Origin of the sequence: Streptomyces sp. NPDC048603 (genome assembly GCF_043199475.1) — a bacterium.
Lineage (GTDB): Bacteria > Actinomycetota > Actinomycetes > Streptomycetales > Streptomycetaceae > Streptomyces.
In genome coordinates, this window is record NZ_JBICVY010000012.1 from 41,672 (window position 1) to 57,903 (window position 16,232).

General features: G+C 73.4%; 10 protein-coding genes. All 10 read right to left on the reverse strand.

The features are described from left to right. Window positions 1–395: 395 nt before the first annotated feature. Complete coding sequence (locus tag ACGFQ9_RS28240; RefSeq protein WP_393577634.1) at window positions 396–2,111, reverse strand: proline--tRNA ligase; 1,716 nt, start codon at window positions 2,109–2,111, stop codon at window positions 396–398. Window positions 2,112–2,120: 9 nt separating this feature from the next. Then, complete coding sequence (locus ACGFQ9_RS28245) at window positions 2,121–2,672, reverse strand: GNAT family N-acetyltransferase (protein ID WP_393577635.1); 552 nt, start codon at window positions 2,670–2,672, stop codon at window positions 2,121–2,123. 41 nt (window positions 2,673–2,713) lie between these two features. Beyond that, the gene (locus tag ACGFQ9_RS28250) at window positions 2,714–3,559 is read right to left on the reverse strand and encodes a GNAT family N-acetyltransferase (protein ID WP_393577636.1); all 846 of its coding nucleotides are present in this window, start codon (window positions 3,557–3,559) and stop codon (window positions 2,714–2,716) included. 173 nt (window positions 3,560–3,732) lie between these two features. Continuing rightward, window positions 3,733–4,890 (reverse strand): flavodoxin-dependent (E)-4-hydroxy-3-methylbut-2-enyl-diphosphate synthase, encoded by a 1,158-nt coding sequence (ispG, locus tag ACGFQ9_RS28255; protein ID WP_393577638.1) that lies wholly within the window; start codon window positions 4,888–4,890, stop codon window positions 3,733–3,735. A gap of 176 nt (window positions 4,891–5,066) precedes the next feature. Next, window positions 5,067–6,368 carry a M50 family metallopeptidase gene (locus ACGFQ9_RS28260; protein ID WP_393577640.1) on the reverse strand — a complete coding sequence of 434 codons (1,302 nt, stop codon included), beginning with the start codon at window positions 6,366–6,368 and terminating at the stop codon, window positions 5,067–5,069. After that, window positions 6,365–7,615 (reverse strand): 1-deoxy-D-xylulose-5-phosphate reductoisomerase, encoded by a 1,251-nt coding sequence (gene dxr, locus ACGFQ9_RS28265; protein WP_393577641.1) that lies wholly within the window; start codon window positions 7,613–7,615, stop codon window positions 6,365–6,367. Before dxr ends, ACGFQ9_RS28260 begins: the two co-directional genes overlap by 4 nt. Before the next feature lie 122 nt (window positions 7,616–7,737). Further along, window positions 7,738–9,699 carry an acyl-CoA dehydrogenase family protein gene (locus ACGFQ9_RS28270; RefSeq protein WP_393577642.1) on the reverse strand — a complete coding sequence of 654 codons (1,962 nt, stop codon included), beginning with the start codon at window positions 9,697–9,699 and terminating at the stop codon, window positions 7,738–7,740. Between the two features lie 216 nt (window positions 9,700–9,915). Then, entirely contained in the window at window positions 9,916–11,361 is a 1,446-nt protein-coding gene (locus ACGFQ9_RS28275; RefSeq protein ID WP_393577644.1) for an aldehyde dehydrogenase family protein, read from the reverse strand. Window positions 11,362–11,727: 366 nt separating this feature from the next. After that, entirely contained in the window at window positions 11,728–13,308 is a 1,581-nt protein-coding gene (locus tag ACGFQ9_RS28280) for a PucR family transcriptional regulator (RefSeq protein WP_393577646.1), read from the reverse strand. A 156-nt stretch (window positions 13,309–13,464) separates the two neighbouring features. After that, the gene (locus tag ACGFQ9_RS28285; RefSeq protein WP_393577647.1) at window positions 13,465–16,035 is read right to left on the reverse strand and encodes an ATP/GTP-binding protein; all 2,571 of its coding nucleotides are present in this window, start codon (window positions 16,033–16,035) and stop codon (window positions 13,465–13,467) included. Window positions 16,036–16,232 lie beyond the last annotated feature (197 nt).

Sequence of the window (16,232 nt, forward strand, 5' to 3'; positions counted from 1 at the left end):
GGACGCCTGCCCACACCGAGGTGGGCGGCCTGCCCGCACCGAGGTGGTGTCCGCCCGCACTTACGGGCGGTACCGGAGGGAGACGGGGGTGGAGGCTGGGGGTGTCCGGGACACTCAAGCGTGATTTGTGGCGCGCCCCCGCTCAGCGGCCGGATCCGGCTCAGCGCGCCGTAAATCATGCCGTCCCGGACACCCCCAGCCGGAGCCCCCGGCCCCCGCACCCGAAGCCACCCCTGCCCCAGGGCCTCGGCCCGCCCGGCAACCGAGCCCCCCACCCGAAGCCCGGCTCCCCGGGCCCCGGCCCGACAGCCATCGCCCCGCGCCCGAAGCCGACCAGACCCAGGGCCCGGCCCCGCCCGGCAACCCCCGGCCCCGCCCCCGGCGAAGCCCGCCCGCTACGCCCCCGGCGTCACGCGGGACAGCGCCGCCGGCAGCGGCAGCTCCTCGCGCGTACCCGTCCGCCGGTCCTGGAGCTCCACCACCCGCTCCCCCGCCCGCCGCCCGGCGACCAGGATCCACGGCACCCCGATCAGCTCGGCGTCCGTGAGCTTCACGCCGGGCGACAGCCCGGCCCGGTCGTCCAGCAGGACCCGCAGCCCCGAGCCCGCCAGCGCCGAAGCCGCCTCCGCCGCCAGCTCCTGCTGGGCCGCCTTGCCCGCCGCGACCACATGGACGTCCGCCGGAGCGACGCCGCCGGGCCAGCACAACCCCCGCTCGTCCGCCGTCTGTTCCGCGAGCGCGGCGACGAGCCTCGAGACGCCGATGCCGTACGACCCCATGGTCACCCGGACCGGCTTGCCCTGCGGTCCGAGCACGTCCAGCCCGAACGCGTCAGCGTACTTGCGGCCCAGCTGGAAGATGTGGCCCACCTCGATCGCCCGGTCGAGGGACAGCCCCTCGCCGCAGGCGGGGCAGGGGTCGCCCGGCTCCACCACGACCACGTCCAGGTACCGGTCCACCTCGAAGTCCCGCCCGCAGACCACGTTCCGGGCGTGCGTGTCCGCCCGGTTCGCGCCGGTGATCCAGGCGGTGCCCGGCGCCACCCGGGGGTCGGCCAGGTAACGGACCTTCTCCAGGCCCTGCGGCCCGACGTAGCCGCGCACCAGGTCGGGCCGGCCCGTGAAGTCCTCGGCGGTGACCAGCTCCACCACCGCCGGGGCGAGGTGCTCGCCGAGCTTGCCGAGGTCGACCTCGCGGTCGCCGGGCACGCCGACCGCCACGATCTCGCCGTCGACCTTGACGAGGAGGTTCTTCAGGGTGGCGGAGGCGGGCACGCCGAGGTGTGCGGCCAGGGTCTCGATGGTCGGGGTGTCGGGGGTGTCCAGCTCCTCCACCGGCCCGTGCCCGGCATCAGCCGCCGCCGTGAGGGGGAAGGTGACCGCCTCGGTGTTCGCGGCGTATCCGCAGGCGGCGCAGGACGCGAAGGTGTCCTCCCCCGCCACGGCCGGCGCCAGGAACTCCTCGGAGGCCGAGCCGCCCATCGCGCCGGAGACCGCCGACACGATCCGGTGGTCCAGCCCCAGCCGCGTGAAGATCCGTACGTACGCCTCCCGGTGGAGGCGGTAGGACTCCGCCAGTCCCTCGTCCGTGACGTCGAAGGAGTAGGAGTCCTTCATCTGGAACTCGCGCCCGCGCAGCACGCCCGAGCGGGGCCGCGCCTCGTCCCGGTACTTCGTCTGGATCTGATAGAGCATCACCGGCAGGTCCTTGTAGGACGTGCACTGGTCCTTCACCACCTGGGTGAAGATCTCCTCGTGGGTGGGCCCGAGCAGATAGTCCGCGCCCTTGCGGTCCTTGAGCCGGAACAGCAGGTCCCCGTACTCCGACCAGCGCCCGCTCACCTCGTACGGCTCGCGCGGCAACAGCGCGGGCAGCAGCAGCTCCTGGGCGCCGATGGCGTCCATCTCCTCGCGCACGACGCGGCAGACGTTGTCGAGGACCTGCTTGCCGAGCGGCAGCCAGGTCCACACCCCGGCGGAGGAGCGGCGTACGTATCCGGCCCGGACCAGGAGCTTGTGGCTCAGCGTCTCGGCGTCGGCGGGGTCTTCCCGGAGGGTGCGCGCCAGCAGGGTGGACATCCGCCGGACGCGCTGTTCGTGGTGAGTGGACATGCCCGGAGGCTAGCGGCGCCGCAGCGGCAGTGTCGCGCCCATTACGGCGTACGGCAGGCTCGCGCTGGGGAAGTGGACCTGGCGGGCGAGGTCCCGGTAGCCGAGGTTCCGGTAGAGGCCGCGGGCCGGGGTGTCGTTGTCGATCGCGGAGAGGATGGACCGGGTCTCGGTGGCGGAGTCGGTGATCCTGGTGATGAGTTCGCGGCCGACGCCGTGCCCCTGGAAGCCGGGGTGGACGTGGAGTTCGGTGACGGCGAAGGCGTCGTCGAGCCAGTGGTCGTTGCCGACGGCCTTCAGGTACGGCTCGACGATCGTGGACCACCAGTGGCCGCGGTCGTTGGGCATCCCGTAGACGAATCCGGCGAGCGCCCCGTCCTCGGTGAACGCGCCGAGCGCGCGGGCGCCCGGGCAGGTCATGTGGCGCTGCACGATGTAGCGCCGGATGCCGACTTCCTCCTCGCTGAGCCCGAAGGCGACGGCCTGCACCCGCAGCGCCTCGTCGACACGTGCGGCGAGGTCGAGCGGGCCGATCTCCAGACCCGAGGGGAAGGGCAGCACCATGCAGCGACCTTACTTCGCGGTACCCGGCCGGGAACAGCGGCTCAGAACAGGACGCTCATGAACGCGCCGACCTCGCGGAAGCCGACGCGCCGGTAGGCGGCCCTGGCCGCGGTGTTGTAGTCGTTGACGTAGAGGCTGACCACGGGTGCGACGTCGCGCAGCGCGTACTCGATCACCGCGGCCATCCCGGTCTCGGAGTGGCCGCGGCCGCGGAACTCGGGCGCCACCCACACGCCCTGGATCTGGCAGGCCTGCCGGGTGGCGGCGCCGATCTCCGCCTTGAAGACCACCTTGCCGTCCTCGACCCGGGCGAACGAGCGGCCTGCCGTGACCAGCTCGGCGACCCGGGCCTGGTAGAGCAGGCCGCCGTCCCCGGCGAGCGGGGAGACGCCGACCTCCTCGGTGAACATGGCCACGCAGGCGGGCATGATCAGGTCCATCTCGTCCTTCCGGACGCGGCGGACCAGGGGGTCGGGTGCGATCTCGGCGGACGGCCGTTCGGTGACCATGAGCGGCTGACGGGTCCGGACCTCCCGGGCGGGACCCCAGTGCGGTTCGAGCAGCCGCCACAGCGGAGTGGTGGACTCGGCGGGGCCGACGATGGAGGAGCAGCGGCGGCCGGTGCGCCGGGCCCGGTCGGCGAAGGCGCGTACGGCCTCGGGGGTGGCGCAGACGGGGACCAGGTTGGCGCCCGCGTAGCAGAGCGAGCGGAGCTCGCCTTCGCTGTACCAGCCCCACATCTCGCCGCCGAGCCTCCAGGGGTCGAGTCCGGCGACCTGGACCCGGGAGGTGACGAACGCGTTCGCCACCGGGTCGCGTTCGAGTACCTCGAGCGCGGCGGGGAGGTCGCCGGGTTCGAGGACCCTGGTGGTGGTCTGGGTCAACACGTGGGCGCCTCACCGTGCGGATCTGCTGATCTCCGCACTTTACCCGGCGTGACGCGCGGACGCCGCTCACCGCAGGTCACGAAAAGGCCCCGGCCTCCTGCGCGTCGCAGGAGGCCGGGGCGGTGGCACGGGTGCCGGGCGGGCGATCGGGCGATCGGACGCCGTGGCGAGGATCAGACGCCGATGGCTACGGTCGGCTCGCCGGAGGTGATGCCGTCGGCCTCCATCTGCGCGGCGATCTTCATCGCCTCCTCGATGAGCGTCTCGACGATCTTCGACTCGGGGACGGTCTTGATGACCTCGCCCTTGACGAAGATCTGGCCCTTGCCGTTGCCGGAGGCGACGCCGAGGTCCGCCTCGCGGGCCTCGCCGGGGCCGTTCACGACGCAGCCCATGACGGCGACGCGCAGCGGGACCTCCATGCCGGTGAGGCCCGCGGTGACCTCCTCGGCCAGCTTGTACACGTCGACCTGGGCGCGGCCGCAGGACGGGCAGGAGACGATCTCCAGGCGGCGCTGGCGGAGGTTCAGCGACTCCAGGATCTGGATGCCGACCTTGATCTCCTCGGCCGGCGGGGCGGACAGCGAGACGCGGATGGTGTCGCCGATGCCCTGGGAGAGCAGCGCGCCGAAGGCGACCGCGGACTTGATGGTGCCCTGGAAGGCGGGGCCGGCCTCGGTGACGCCGAGGTGCAGCGGGTAGTCGCACTGGGCGGCGAGCTGGCGGTAGGCCTCGACCATGACGACCGGGTCGTTGTGCTTGACCGAGATCTTGATGTCGCGGAAGTCGTGCTCCTCGAAGAGGGAGGCCTCCCACAGCGCGGACTCGACCAGGGCCTCGGGGGTGGCCCGGCCGTACTTCTTGAGCAGGCGGGCGTCGAGGGAACCGGCGTTGACGCCGATCCGGATCGGGGTGCCGGCGTCCTTCGCGGCCTTCGCGATCTCCTTGACCTTGTCGTCGAACTGCTTGATGTTGCCCGGGTTGACCCGGACGGCGGCGCAGCCGGCGTCGATGGCGGCGAAGACGTACTTCGGCTGGAAGTGGATGTCGGCGATCACCGGGATCTGCGACTTCTTGGCGATGACCGACAGCGCGTCGGCGTCGTCCTGGGTCGGGCAGGCCACCCGGACGATCTGGCAGCCGGAGGCGGTGAGCTCGGCGATCTGCTGCAGCGTGGCGCCGATGTCGGAGGTGCGCGTGGTGGTCATCGACTGGACCGAGACGGGAGCGTCTCCGCCGACGGCCACCGAACCGACCTGAATCTTCCGGCTGACCCGTCGGTCGGCGAGCTTCGTCGGCACGGACGGCATTCCGAGAGAGATGGCAGTCATCTGCTGTGCAACCCCAAGGTGTGGATCGAGGTCCCGAAATCGGCGGGCTCCGGCCTTCGAGACTACGCCACACCCCGCGCCGGGCCCGCATCGCAGGGGGTGCGCCACCCGAACGTAGGGAGCCGGACACGTTTCGTGTCCGGCTCCCCCGTCCCCGCGCTATTGAAGGGACGCGGTCAGGTGATCTTGATGGGGTTCACCACGTCCGCGATCATCACCAGCACGGTGAAGCAGACGAACACCCCGGCCACCACGTACGCGACGGGCATCAGCTTGGCCACGTCGAACGGGCCGGGGTCGGGGCGCCGGAACAGCCGGGCCGTGTTCCGCCGCACCGACTCCCACAGCGCGCCCGCGATGTGCCCGCCGTCCAGCGGGAGCAGCGGGAGCATGTTGAACAGGAACAGCGAGAGGTTGAACCCGGCGAGCAGGTTCAGGAAGAACACCAGCTGGTGTTTGGCGGGCACGTCGAGGGTGAAGATCTCGCCGCTGACCCGGGCCGCGCCGACGATGCCCATCGGGCCGTCCTGTTCGCGCTCGGCCCCGTTGAAGGCGGCGTCCCACAGGGCGGGGATGCGCGAGGGCAGGTCGATGATCGACTGTACGCCCGCCTCCATCATGTCGCCCATCCGGGTGACCGACTGGCCGAAGGACTGCTCCACGTAGCCCACGGCCGGTGCGAAGCCGAGGAAGCCCGCGGTGACGTACTGGTCCTCGACGTAGCGGCCGCGGGCGTCCGTCTTGGCGACCTTGTTCTCGATCAGGTCCGCCTTGAGGTCCAGCCGCTGTCCGGCCCGCTCCACGGTGATGGTGGCGGGTCCGACGGTGGCCCGGATGTCCTTCTGCAGGGTGGTCCAATCCCCGACGCTCCTGCCGTTGAAGGCGACGATCCGGTCGCCCTGCTTGAGGCCGGCGGCCTTGGCGGGGGCGGCGGGGTCGCCTGCCCGGCAGGTGTCCCGCTTCTCGCTCTGCTGGATGACGCAGTCCGAGACCGAGCTGACGACCGTGGTCTGGGTGTTCACGCCGAAGGTCATCAGCGTGGTGAGGAAGATCGCCACGGCGAGGACCAGGTTCATGAAGGGCCCGGCGAACATCACGATGACGCGCTTCCAGGGCTTGCGCGTGTAGAAGAGCCGGGTCTCGTCCCCGGGCTGCAGTTCCTCGTACGCCGCCGACCGCGCGTCCTCGATCATCGCGCGGAACGGGGAGGTGGACCGGGCGGTGACCTTGCCGTCCTCGCCGGGCGGGAACATCCCGATCATGCGGATGTAGCCGCCCATCGGGATGGCCTTGATCCCGTACTCGGTCTCGCCCTTCTTCCGCGACCAGATGGTCGGGCCGAAGCCGACCATGTACTGCGGGACGCGGATGCCGAAGAGCTTGGCCGTGGAAAGGTGCCCCAGCTCGTGCCACGCGATGGAGACGAGCAGGCCGACGACGAAGATGACTATGCCGAGCACCGTCATGAAAGCTGTCATGCGCGCGCCTCCACGGCGGCCTTCGCCGCCATCTCCCTGGCCCGGGCCCTGGCCCAGGTCTCCGCTTCGAGGACGTCCGGGACGGTCAGGGAGGTTCCCCCGGCCGGCGTTCCGTGCTCTTCGACCACGGCAGCGACCGTATCCATGATTGCTGTGAACGGCAGCCGACCGGCCAGAAACGCCTCGACGCACTCCTCGTTCGCCGCATTGAACACGGCGGGGGCGGTGCCGCCGAGTCCGCCGACGTGCCGGGCGAGGCCCACGGACGGGAACGCCTCGGTGTCCAGCGGGAAGAACTCCCAGGTGGACGCCTTGGTCCAGTCGAAGGCGGGGGCGGCGTCGGGGATCCGGTTCGGCCAGCCGAGGCCGATCGCGATCGGTCCGCGCATGTCCGGCGGGGTGGCCTGGGCGAGCGTGGAACCGTCGGTGAATTCCACCATCGAGTGGACGTAGGACTGCGGGTGGACGACCACCTCGATCCGCTCGAACGGGATGTCGTAGAGCAGGTGGGCCTCGATCACCTCCAGGCCCTTGTTGACCAGGGTGGCGCTGTTGACCGTGATGACCGGGCCCATGGCCCAGGTCGGGTGCGCGAGGGCGTCCTCGACGGTCACGGCGGCGAGCTCGGCGCGGGTGCGGCCGCGGAACGGGCCGCCGGAGGCGGTGACCACCAGGCGGCGGACGTCGGCGCGGGTGCCGGCGGCCAGCGCCTGGAACAGGGCCGCGTGCTCGGAGTCCACCGGGATGATCTGGCCGGGCTTCGCCAGGCCCTTCACCAGCGGGCCGCCGACGATCAGCGACTCCTTGTTGGCGAGGGCGAGCGTGCGGCCGGCTTCGAGGGCCGCCAGCGTGGGCGCGAGGCCGATGGAGCCGGTGATGCCGTTGAGGACGGTGTGGCAGGGAGAGGCGGCCAGCTCGGCGGCTGCCTCGGGGCCGGCCAGGATCTCGGGCTGCGGCTCCGCGCCGTACCGGTCGGCCAGCGCTGCCTTGAGGGCCGGTACGGCGTCCTCGCGGGCCACCGCGACCTTCTCGACCCGCAGCCGGTGGGCCTGCTCGGCGAGGAGCTCGGCCCGGCCGCCGGCGGCGGACAGCGCGGTCACCCGGAAGAGACCGGGGTTGCGCAGGACGAGGTCGATGGCCTGGGTGCCGATGGAGCCGGTGGACCCGAGGATGACGATGTCCCGGCGGCCGGCCGCGGCGTCGAAGAGGAGGTGCGGATCGGCGAGGGGGGCTGGACTGTCGGTCATGCTCCCATTCTTGCCGCAACCCGGGAGTGCCCGGACACGGCCTCCCCTCACGGCCTCCCCTCCCCCGCGCTCCGGCCGGTGGCGCACGCGTCCCCCGCGCGCGCCACCGCCGGACCGGGCGGTCAGCGGATCGGGCGGTGGACGTTCTTCCGCTCGGACGGGCCCGGGGTGGCGTCCGCGATCCAGGGGCCGTCGCCGGACGGGTCGAGGACGCCGTCCTCCAGCCAGGTGTAGGTGCCGGAGAGGACCCCCGCCACCACCTTGCGGTCGAGGTCGTCGGTGTTGGACCAGAGACGGCCGAAGAGCTCCTCCACCCGCAGCCGGGACTGCCGGCAGAAGGCGTCGGCCAGCTGGTACGCCTCGCGGCCGTGGTCGCCGGAGACCCGCAGGTGCTCGGCGCGGACGCAGGCGGCGCTCATGGCGAAGAGTTCCGCGCCGATGTCGACGACCCGCCCCAGGAAGCCCTGCTTGGTCTCCATCCGGCCCTGCCAGCGGGACATGGCGTAGAAGGTGGACCGGGCGAGCTTGCGGGCGGTGCGTTCGACGTAGCGCAGGTGCGCCGACAGGTCGGTGTGGCCGCTCGGGTGGAACTCCCGGTAGCTGGTGGGCACGTGGCCGGGGCCGGCGGCCAGTCTGGGCAGCCAGCGGGCGTAGAACCCGGCGGCGCGGGCGCCCGCCTTCGCCTTGTCGCCGAGGTCCTTGTCCGGATCGATGAGGTCACCGGCCACCGAGAGGTGGGCGTCGACGGCCTCGCGGGCGATCAGCAGGTGCATGATCTCGGTGGAGCCCTCGAAGATCCGGTTGATGCGGAGGTCGCGCAGCAGCTGTTCGGCGGGGACGGCGCGCTCGCCACGCGCGGCCAGCGACTCGGCGGTCTCGAAGCCGCGTCCGCCGCGGATCTGGACCAGCTCGTCGGCCATCAGGCAGGCCATCTCCGAGCCGTACAGCTTGGCGAGGGCCGCCTCGATGCGGATGTCGTTGCGGTCCTCGTCGGCCATCTGGGAGGCGAGGTCGACGACGGCTTCGAGGGCGAAGGTGGTGGCGGCGATGAAGGAGATCTTCGCGCCGACGGCCTCGTGCCTCGCCACCGGCCGGCCCCACTGCTCCCGGACCCCGGACCACTCGCGGGCGATCTTCAGGCACCACTTGCCAGCGCCCACGCACATGGCGGGCAGGGAGAGGCGGCCGGTGTTGAGGGTGGTGAGCGCGATCTTCAGGCCGGCGCCCTCGGGGCCGATCCGGTTGGCGGCGGGCACCCTGACCTTGTGGAAGCGGGTGACGCCGTTCTCCAGGCCGCGCAGGCCCATGAAGGCGTTGCGGTGCTCGACCGTGATGCCCGGCGCGTCGGCCTCGACGACGAAGGCGGTGATGCCGCCCCCTCTCCCCGGTGCCGCAGCTCCCTCGCTCTTGGGCACCCGGGCCATGACCACGAGGAGGTCGGCGACCACCCCGTTGGTGGTCCACAGCTTCACCCCGTCCAGCACGTACGCGTCCTCGCCGTCGGGGACGGCGGTGGTGGCGAGCCTGGCCGGGTCGGAGCCGACGTCGGGCTCGGTGAGCAGGAAGGCGCTGATGTCGGTGGTGGCCAGGCGGGGCAGGAAGGTGTCCTTCTGCTCCTGGGTGCCGAACATCTTCAGCGGCTGGGGCACGCCGATGGACTGGTGCGCCGACAGCAGGGCGCCGATGGCCGGGCTGACCGAGCCGACCAGGGCGAGCGCCTTGTTGTAGTAGACCTGGGTGAGGCCCAGTCCCCCGTACTTGGGGTCGATCTTCATGCCGAGGGCGCCGAGCTCCTTGAGCCCGCGCACGGTCTCGTCGGGGATGCGGGCCTCGCGCTCGATGCGCTGCCCGTCGATCTGTGTCTCGCAGAACTCCCGCATCCGGGCCAGGAACGCCTCGCCGCGGCGGACGTCCTCCTCGCCGGGCACGGGGTGCGGATGGATCAGGTCGAGCCGGAACCGGCCGAGGAAGAGTTCCTTGGCGAAGCTGGGCTTGCGCCAGTCGGCCTCCCGGGCCGCCTCGGCGACCTGCCGGGCCTCGCGCTCGGTCACCTTGGGCTGCTGTGCGGGCTGTGTTGCGGACACTGAGGAGCTCACCTCGCCGCCGGAGTCGGGGACTCGTCTGCCTGGGGTGCGATCACCGGATGTGATTACCGATGGGTGCTACCTGTCAGTCGTACCCAATCCGGTCCGCCAGGAAAAGCCGGGTTGGGCAGAGCGGGCGAATCCCCCGGGGAAAAGGGGGACGGCCGGAGCCCCCGCACAGTAGGCTCCGGCCGTCGGCTTGTAGGCCGTACGAGATCAGATGTCGAGGCCGGTCAGGACCAGGACCCGCTCGTACGTGTAGTCGTCCATCGCGTAGCGGACGCCCTCGCGGCCCACACCGGACTGCTTGACGCCGCCGTACGGCATCTGGTCGGCGCGGTAGGACGGCGCGTCGCCGACGATCACGCCGCCGACCTCCAGCTCCCGGTGGGCGCGGAACGCGGTCTGGATGTCGCGGGTGAAGACGCCGGTCTGCAGACCGAACTTCGAGTCGTTGACGGCGGCGAACGCCTCGTCGGTGTCCTCGACCTTCGTGAGGGTGAGGACCGGCCCGAAGACCTCCTCGGTGGCCAGCTTGACGCCGGCCGGGACGTCCGCGAGGACGGTCGGCTCGACCGAGGCGCCCGTGCGCTTGCCGCCCGTGAGCAGCTTCGCACCGGCGGAGACGGCCTCCTCGACCCATGCCTCGACGCGCTTGGCTGCGTCCTCGGAGACCAGCGGGCCGACGTCGGTGGCGTCGTCGGACGGGTCACCGGTGACCTGCGCCTGGACCTTGGCTACGACCTTCTCGGCGAGGCGGTCGTAGACGGAGGCGGTGGCGATCACGCGCTGCACGGAGATGCAGGACTGGCCGGCCTGGTAGTTCGAGAAGGTCGCGATACGGGTCGCGGCCCAGTCGAGGTCGGCGTCCGAGGCCCAGTCGTCCAGGACCACGGCCGCGGCGTTGCCGCCGAGCTCCAGGGTGCAGTGCTTGTGGGGCACCGACTGCTGGATGGCGTAGCCGACCGTGTCGGAACCGGTGAAGGAGATGACGGGCAGGCGGTCGTCCTTGACCAGGGCCGGCATCTTGTCGTTGGCGACGGGCAGCACGGACCAGGAACCGGCCGGCAGGTCGGTCTCGGCGAGCAGCTCGCCGAGGATCAGACCGGACAGCGGGGTGGCCGGGGCCGGCTTCAGGATGATCGGGGCGCCTACGGCGATGGCCGGGGCGACCTTGTGCGCGCACAGGTTCAGCGGGAAGTTGAACGGGGCGATGCCGAGGACCGGGCCCTTGACGAAGCGGCGGGTCAGGGCGAGACGGCCGACACCACCGGCGTCGGTGTCGAGGCGCTGGGCCTCTCCGCCGTTGAATCGGCGGGCCTCTTCGGCGGCGAAGCGGAAGACGGACACCGCGCGGCCGACCTCACCGCGGGCCCACTTGATGGGCTTGCCGTTCTCGGCGGAGATCAGCTGGGCGATCTCCTCGGTGCGCTCCACGAGCCGCTTCGACACGTGGTCGAGGGCGGCGGCCCGGACGTGGGCGGGGGTCGCGGAGAACTCCGCGGTCACCGCGTACGCCGCGGCCACGGCCTCTTCGACCTGGGCGTCGGTGGGCACGCTGACGGTGCCGACGAGACGGCCGTCCCACGGGTTGTGGACGTCGAAGCTGTCCTCGCCGGTGGCCTGGCGGCCGGCGAGCCAGAAGGCGTGGGTGGAAGTCATGCGAATCCCGGCCCTTCGTGGAGTGCGGTGTGCGGTGTGCGGCGCAGGGCGCTGCCTGTCCCCTTCAAGGTAGGGCGGCGCGCCCGTTCTGTGGCTTGTCCGCGGTGGAGAACCTTTGCGCTGCGCTTCGCCGGATTGGCAGTGTTTTCCCGCGCGGCCCTCGCGGTGCCTGCCATCGCCGCAGGTCAGCGCGGTTCCGCTGGGCGGCGGCTTTGGGCGCGCCCCGTCAGGGACGCGGGGAACGGCGCGACCGGCCCACCACCGGGCCGCAGGTGAAGGGGTCCGGGGCCGGCCCCGGTTTCCGGGGCACCTCCCAGCGGAGCCGGGGAGAAAGGGGCGGGGTGGGGGAAAGGCCCCGCGCGGCGGCTACGCGGGCGGGGTGGTCGCCTTCAGGGCCAGCCACAGCTCCATGCGGACGTCCGGGTCGTCCAGGGAGCGGCCGAGGATCTCCTCCACCCGCCTCATCCGGTAGCGGAGGGTGTGCCGGTGGACGCCCAGGTCGGCGGCGGCCGCGTCCCACTGGCCGTGCCGGGACAGCCATGCCTGGAGGGAGGCGACCAGGTCGCCCCGCCCGGTCGCGTCGTGCTCCCGCAGGGCCCGCAGCGTGCCCTCGGCGAAGGCCCGTACGGCGTCGTCGGCGAGCAGCGGCAGGACCGAGCCGGCCGCGAGGTCCTCGTGCTCCACCAGCGGGCGACCCCGGCGGCGGGCCACCGCCAGCGCCTGGTCGGCCTGCTTGAACGCCACCGCGGCGGTGGCCGGTCCGGCCGGCGCGGACAGTCCCACGACGAGTTCGTCCGGCTCGGGGCCCGTCGCGTCGCGGCCCCGGCGGGACTCCAGTGCCTCGGCGTGGTCGGCCACGCTCTGCACGGCCGCGCCGCCGTCCGCGGCGAGGATCACCAGCCGGCTCTGTTCGGGGACCACCAGGAGCGCCTCCCCGTTGCGGCCGGCCGCGGCCTCCACCGCGTCGGCGAGTACGGCCAGCCCTTCCGGCTGCGCCGTGCCGGCCAGCGCCGGCTCGGCGATCACCAGCCGGAACGGTGCCTCCAGCAGGGCCCCGTACAGGTCCCCGGCCACCGAGCGGGCGTGCTCGGCCTCCCCGGCGAGCAGCATGCGCAGGACGGCCGAGCCCAGCCTGGTCTCCGCGTCGTGCAGCGAGCGGGAGCGTTCGGTGGTGAGGGTCAGCAGGGCGACCGCGGAGTGCACGGCGTACCGCTCGGCGGTGCCCAGCGGGGCCTCGGTGCCCACGGCCAGCGCGCCCCTGGCCCGCCGCCCGGTGCCCAGGGACTGCAGTTCCACCCGGTCCTCGGCGCCGCCGACGACGGCGCTGGCGGGCGCGGGCCGTTCGCGCAGGCGCTCCACGTCGGCGGTGAGCCGGGCGGCCCGGCGCGCGGCCCATTCCGGGGCGGCGGCGACGACCGTGCCGGAGGCGTCGTAGAGCGCGGCCCAGCCCTGGACGTGCGCGGCCAGCCTGGCCAGCAGCTCGGCGGGGCCCTCTGCGGAGAGCGCGGCCCGGGTCAGCTCCCGCTGCGCCTCGAAACCGGCGGTCACGGCCCGGTACTGGTCGGCGGCCAGGGCCGCGGAGACCGCCTTGCTGATCGCGAGGAACGGGGTGCGCTGGGGCACTTCCAGCAGCGGCAGGTCCTCGGCCTTCGCGGCCGCGACCAGCGCCTCGGGGATGCTCTCGTAGTTCACGCCGACGGCGAAGCCGATGCCGACGACGCCCGCGGCGGCAAGCCGGCGCACGTACCGCCGCATCTCCTCCGGATCGTCCGCGTCCAGCTTCATCGCGGTGATCAGGAGCAGTTCGCCGCCCTCCATGTAGGGCACCGGGTCGGCGAGCTCACTGACGTGCGCCCAGCGCACGGGGGTGTCGAGACGGCCCTCCCCCGCGCGGACGCTGAGCTTGAGCGCCGAGTGCTGGACGAGCGAGGCGAGGGTGAGCGGCATCGGCTTCGGTCACGGCTTTCGTGGAACGGCGGCGGGGACTTCTCGGGGACTTCTCGGGGATTTCGCCGTGGTGTACGAACGGCTCAGTTCGATTCTGCCACCCCGTACGGGTCTCTTCAGCCGGTTCCGCACAGTGGGCGGCGGCCCGCCCGGCCGTCAGCCGGTCAGGTCCACCAGCAGCGGAGCGGAGCGTTCCCCGCTCACCGAGGTCACCGAGAGCACGGCGTGCCCCGCCGGCACGGCGTGTGCCAGGTCGGAGGCGGACCAGCGTTCCCGCTCCTCCTGCCGGACGGTGACCGCGTCCGTGGTGACGGCCTTGCCGGTGACCAGCTTGCGGAAGGAGTTGACCATCCGGGTGAGCGGCTGGTCGGCGTAGACCGTGCGGTGGGTGACCGTCCGGGTCTCCACCCATTCGGTGCCCCATGCCTCCGCGAAGCGCTGGCCGTCCCAGGTGGTGACCCCGGCGAACGCGGCCCGGCAGCCGACCACGCCGAGCAGCGGGGCGCGCAGGCCCTCCGGTACGTCGTCCAGGCTGCGCAGGGCGAGCAGTACGCCGGCGTTGGCGGAGCGCAGCCGCTGCAGGCCGCGCACGGTCTCGGGGGTGAGGGTGTGGGTGGCGTCGTCGAGGGCGAGGAAGGCGAACAGCGAGCGGTCGGTGCGGGCGGTGGCTCCGGCGGTGAACTGGGCGAGCAGCAGCCGGGCCAGCATCCGGGAGGCTTCGGCGTGCCCGCGTTCGGGCAGTTCGACGCGGACCCGGACCGGGTGCTCCAGGGTGCGCAGGGAGAAGGGGCGGCCCTGCCGGCCGGTGGTGTCGAAGAAGCCGTGGAAGGCGGGCCGGTCCAGCAGGGCGATCCGGCCGGAGAGCAGCGGGCCCGGGTCGCCGGGGGTGGCGTGCTGCCGGGCCCGGGCGTCGAGCTCGCGGAGCATGGTGTGCGCTCCGGCGGTCTCCAGGGCGGCGCGCAGCCGCTCCTCGGCGGCAGGGGCCCGGTCCACGAGCTCGCGGAGTTCCGGGACGCCCGGGAAGCGCCCGAAGGCCGCGTGGAACGGGCCGAGCAACTGGGCCAGGGCCGTCGCGGCCCGGCGCACCTCGGTACCGGGCTGGTCTCCGGCCAGGGCCTCGGCGAGCAGGCCGGCGGCCTCGTCGGGGTCGGTGGTGCCGCCGTAGAGGTCGAGGTCGTGCACGGTGGCCGGGTCGCCGATCCGGATGACCACGTCGTAGGCCTCGTCGGGTCCGAGCGGGGTGCCGGCCGGGCAGACGGCGACGACGGCGGCCCGGCCGGCGAGGGCCTGGAGGGCCAGGGACTCGACGACCGGCCGGACCAGCCGGCGGGTCTTGCCGGCGCCGGAGGGTCCGACGGCGACCATCGAGGTGCCCAGCACCGCGGGGTCGAGGGCCAGGCCCGTGCCGCGCCGCTGGTAGGGGTTGCGGTCCCGGTCGGCGACCGTGCCGAGGCGGACCTGACGGGCCAGCAGGTCGTGCCGGGCGGTCCGGACGGGCAGGTCGCGGTCGCCGGACGGGTGGGCACAGGCCCCGGCGCCCCGGCTCCGCACGGCGTCGGCGAAGGCGGTACGGCGGCCGGGGTCGGTGGTGACCGAGTCCCAGGCCCGGCGGATCCGGGCGGCGTCCACGTCGTTCATCCGCCCGTCGGCGGCCTCGGCGCGCAGCCGGTCGGCGGCCTCGGCCAGCCCGGCGGCCCGCAGCTGCGGCCAGTCGGCCGGGTCCTCGGGTCCGCCGGCGAGCGGCGCGGCCGCCGCCGTACCGCCGTCCGCGGGGGTTCCGGCGCGCCGGCGTGCGGAGCGGCCGAGCGCAAGCCACCCGAACGGGAGCAGCACGGCCACCCGGAGCAGCAGGTCGGCCGTCTCGACCATCTCCGCGTTCGCGGCGAGCGTAGCGGGGTCGTTGTGCTCCCGGTCGTAGGGCAGCAGGGCGTAGACGACGCGTCCCAGGGGCAGGGCGTTCTCGGCCACCAGGGCGACGGTGACCAGGGCGCCGGCCGCGGCGAGCGCCACCCGTACGCCGGTCCGGGGGGCGGCCAGCCGCCGCCAGGTCTCCCGCCAGGCGCCGAGCCTGCCGAAGCCGTACAGCAGGCCGGCCACGAGGAGCAGTTCGTAGATGGCCAGGGCCGCGTCGCCACCGGTGCCGGCGACCGGTCCGCCGCCCAGCCGGTCCCACCAGTCGGCCGGGGTGAACAGCTTCACCGGGACGGTCCAGTAGGGGATGTAACCCCGGCGCAGCAGCGACCAGACCAGTACGCAGGCGAGCAGGGAGATCACGGCGCCCGACAGCATCGCCCGGGCGGGCGTCTCGTCGGGTTCCGTGTCGGGCCGGGGCACGTGCCCGTAGGCCCAGACACCGGGCCCGTCCGAACGCCGGGGCGTCCGCAGCCAGTCGACGAGCGACGGCCGCCCGTCGGGCCGGCGCGCGGGCGGCGGAGGAACGGCCGGCGGCCCGGCGGGGGGCGGGGCTGCGGCCGGCGGGGCGGAAGGGGGCGGGACGGAAGGCGCCGACGGCGCCGCGGAGGCGGGCGGGGCGGCGGGGGCGGGCGGGGCGGCGGGGGCGGGCGGGGCGGCGGGGGCGGGCGGGGCGGCGGAGCGCTGCGGGGCGGTCTTCGGCTGTCGCGCGGGCGGGGGACCGGCCGGCCGGGGCACCTCCGCGGGGCGTACCGCGTCCGGTCCCCCGTCCCCCCCGTTCCCGCCGTGCCCGCCGTACGTGCCGTCCGTCTCCATGAACCCCTGCCCCCTGCCAAGTTCCGGTGCTGCGCCGCTCAATCTAGTGCCCGCCCGCGCCGCCACAGGCGTATCCGGGCCCGAACCACAAGACACCCCGTATGGCCGTCAAGGACAAGGACACGCGGGCACCACTACCGAACGGAGCATGCCCGAGCCCCTCCCCCGGGCCTAGCCTGCGGATCAAAGACACAAGT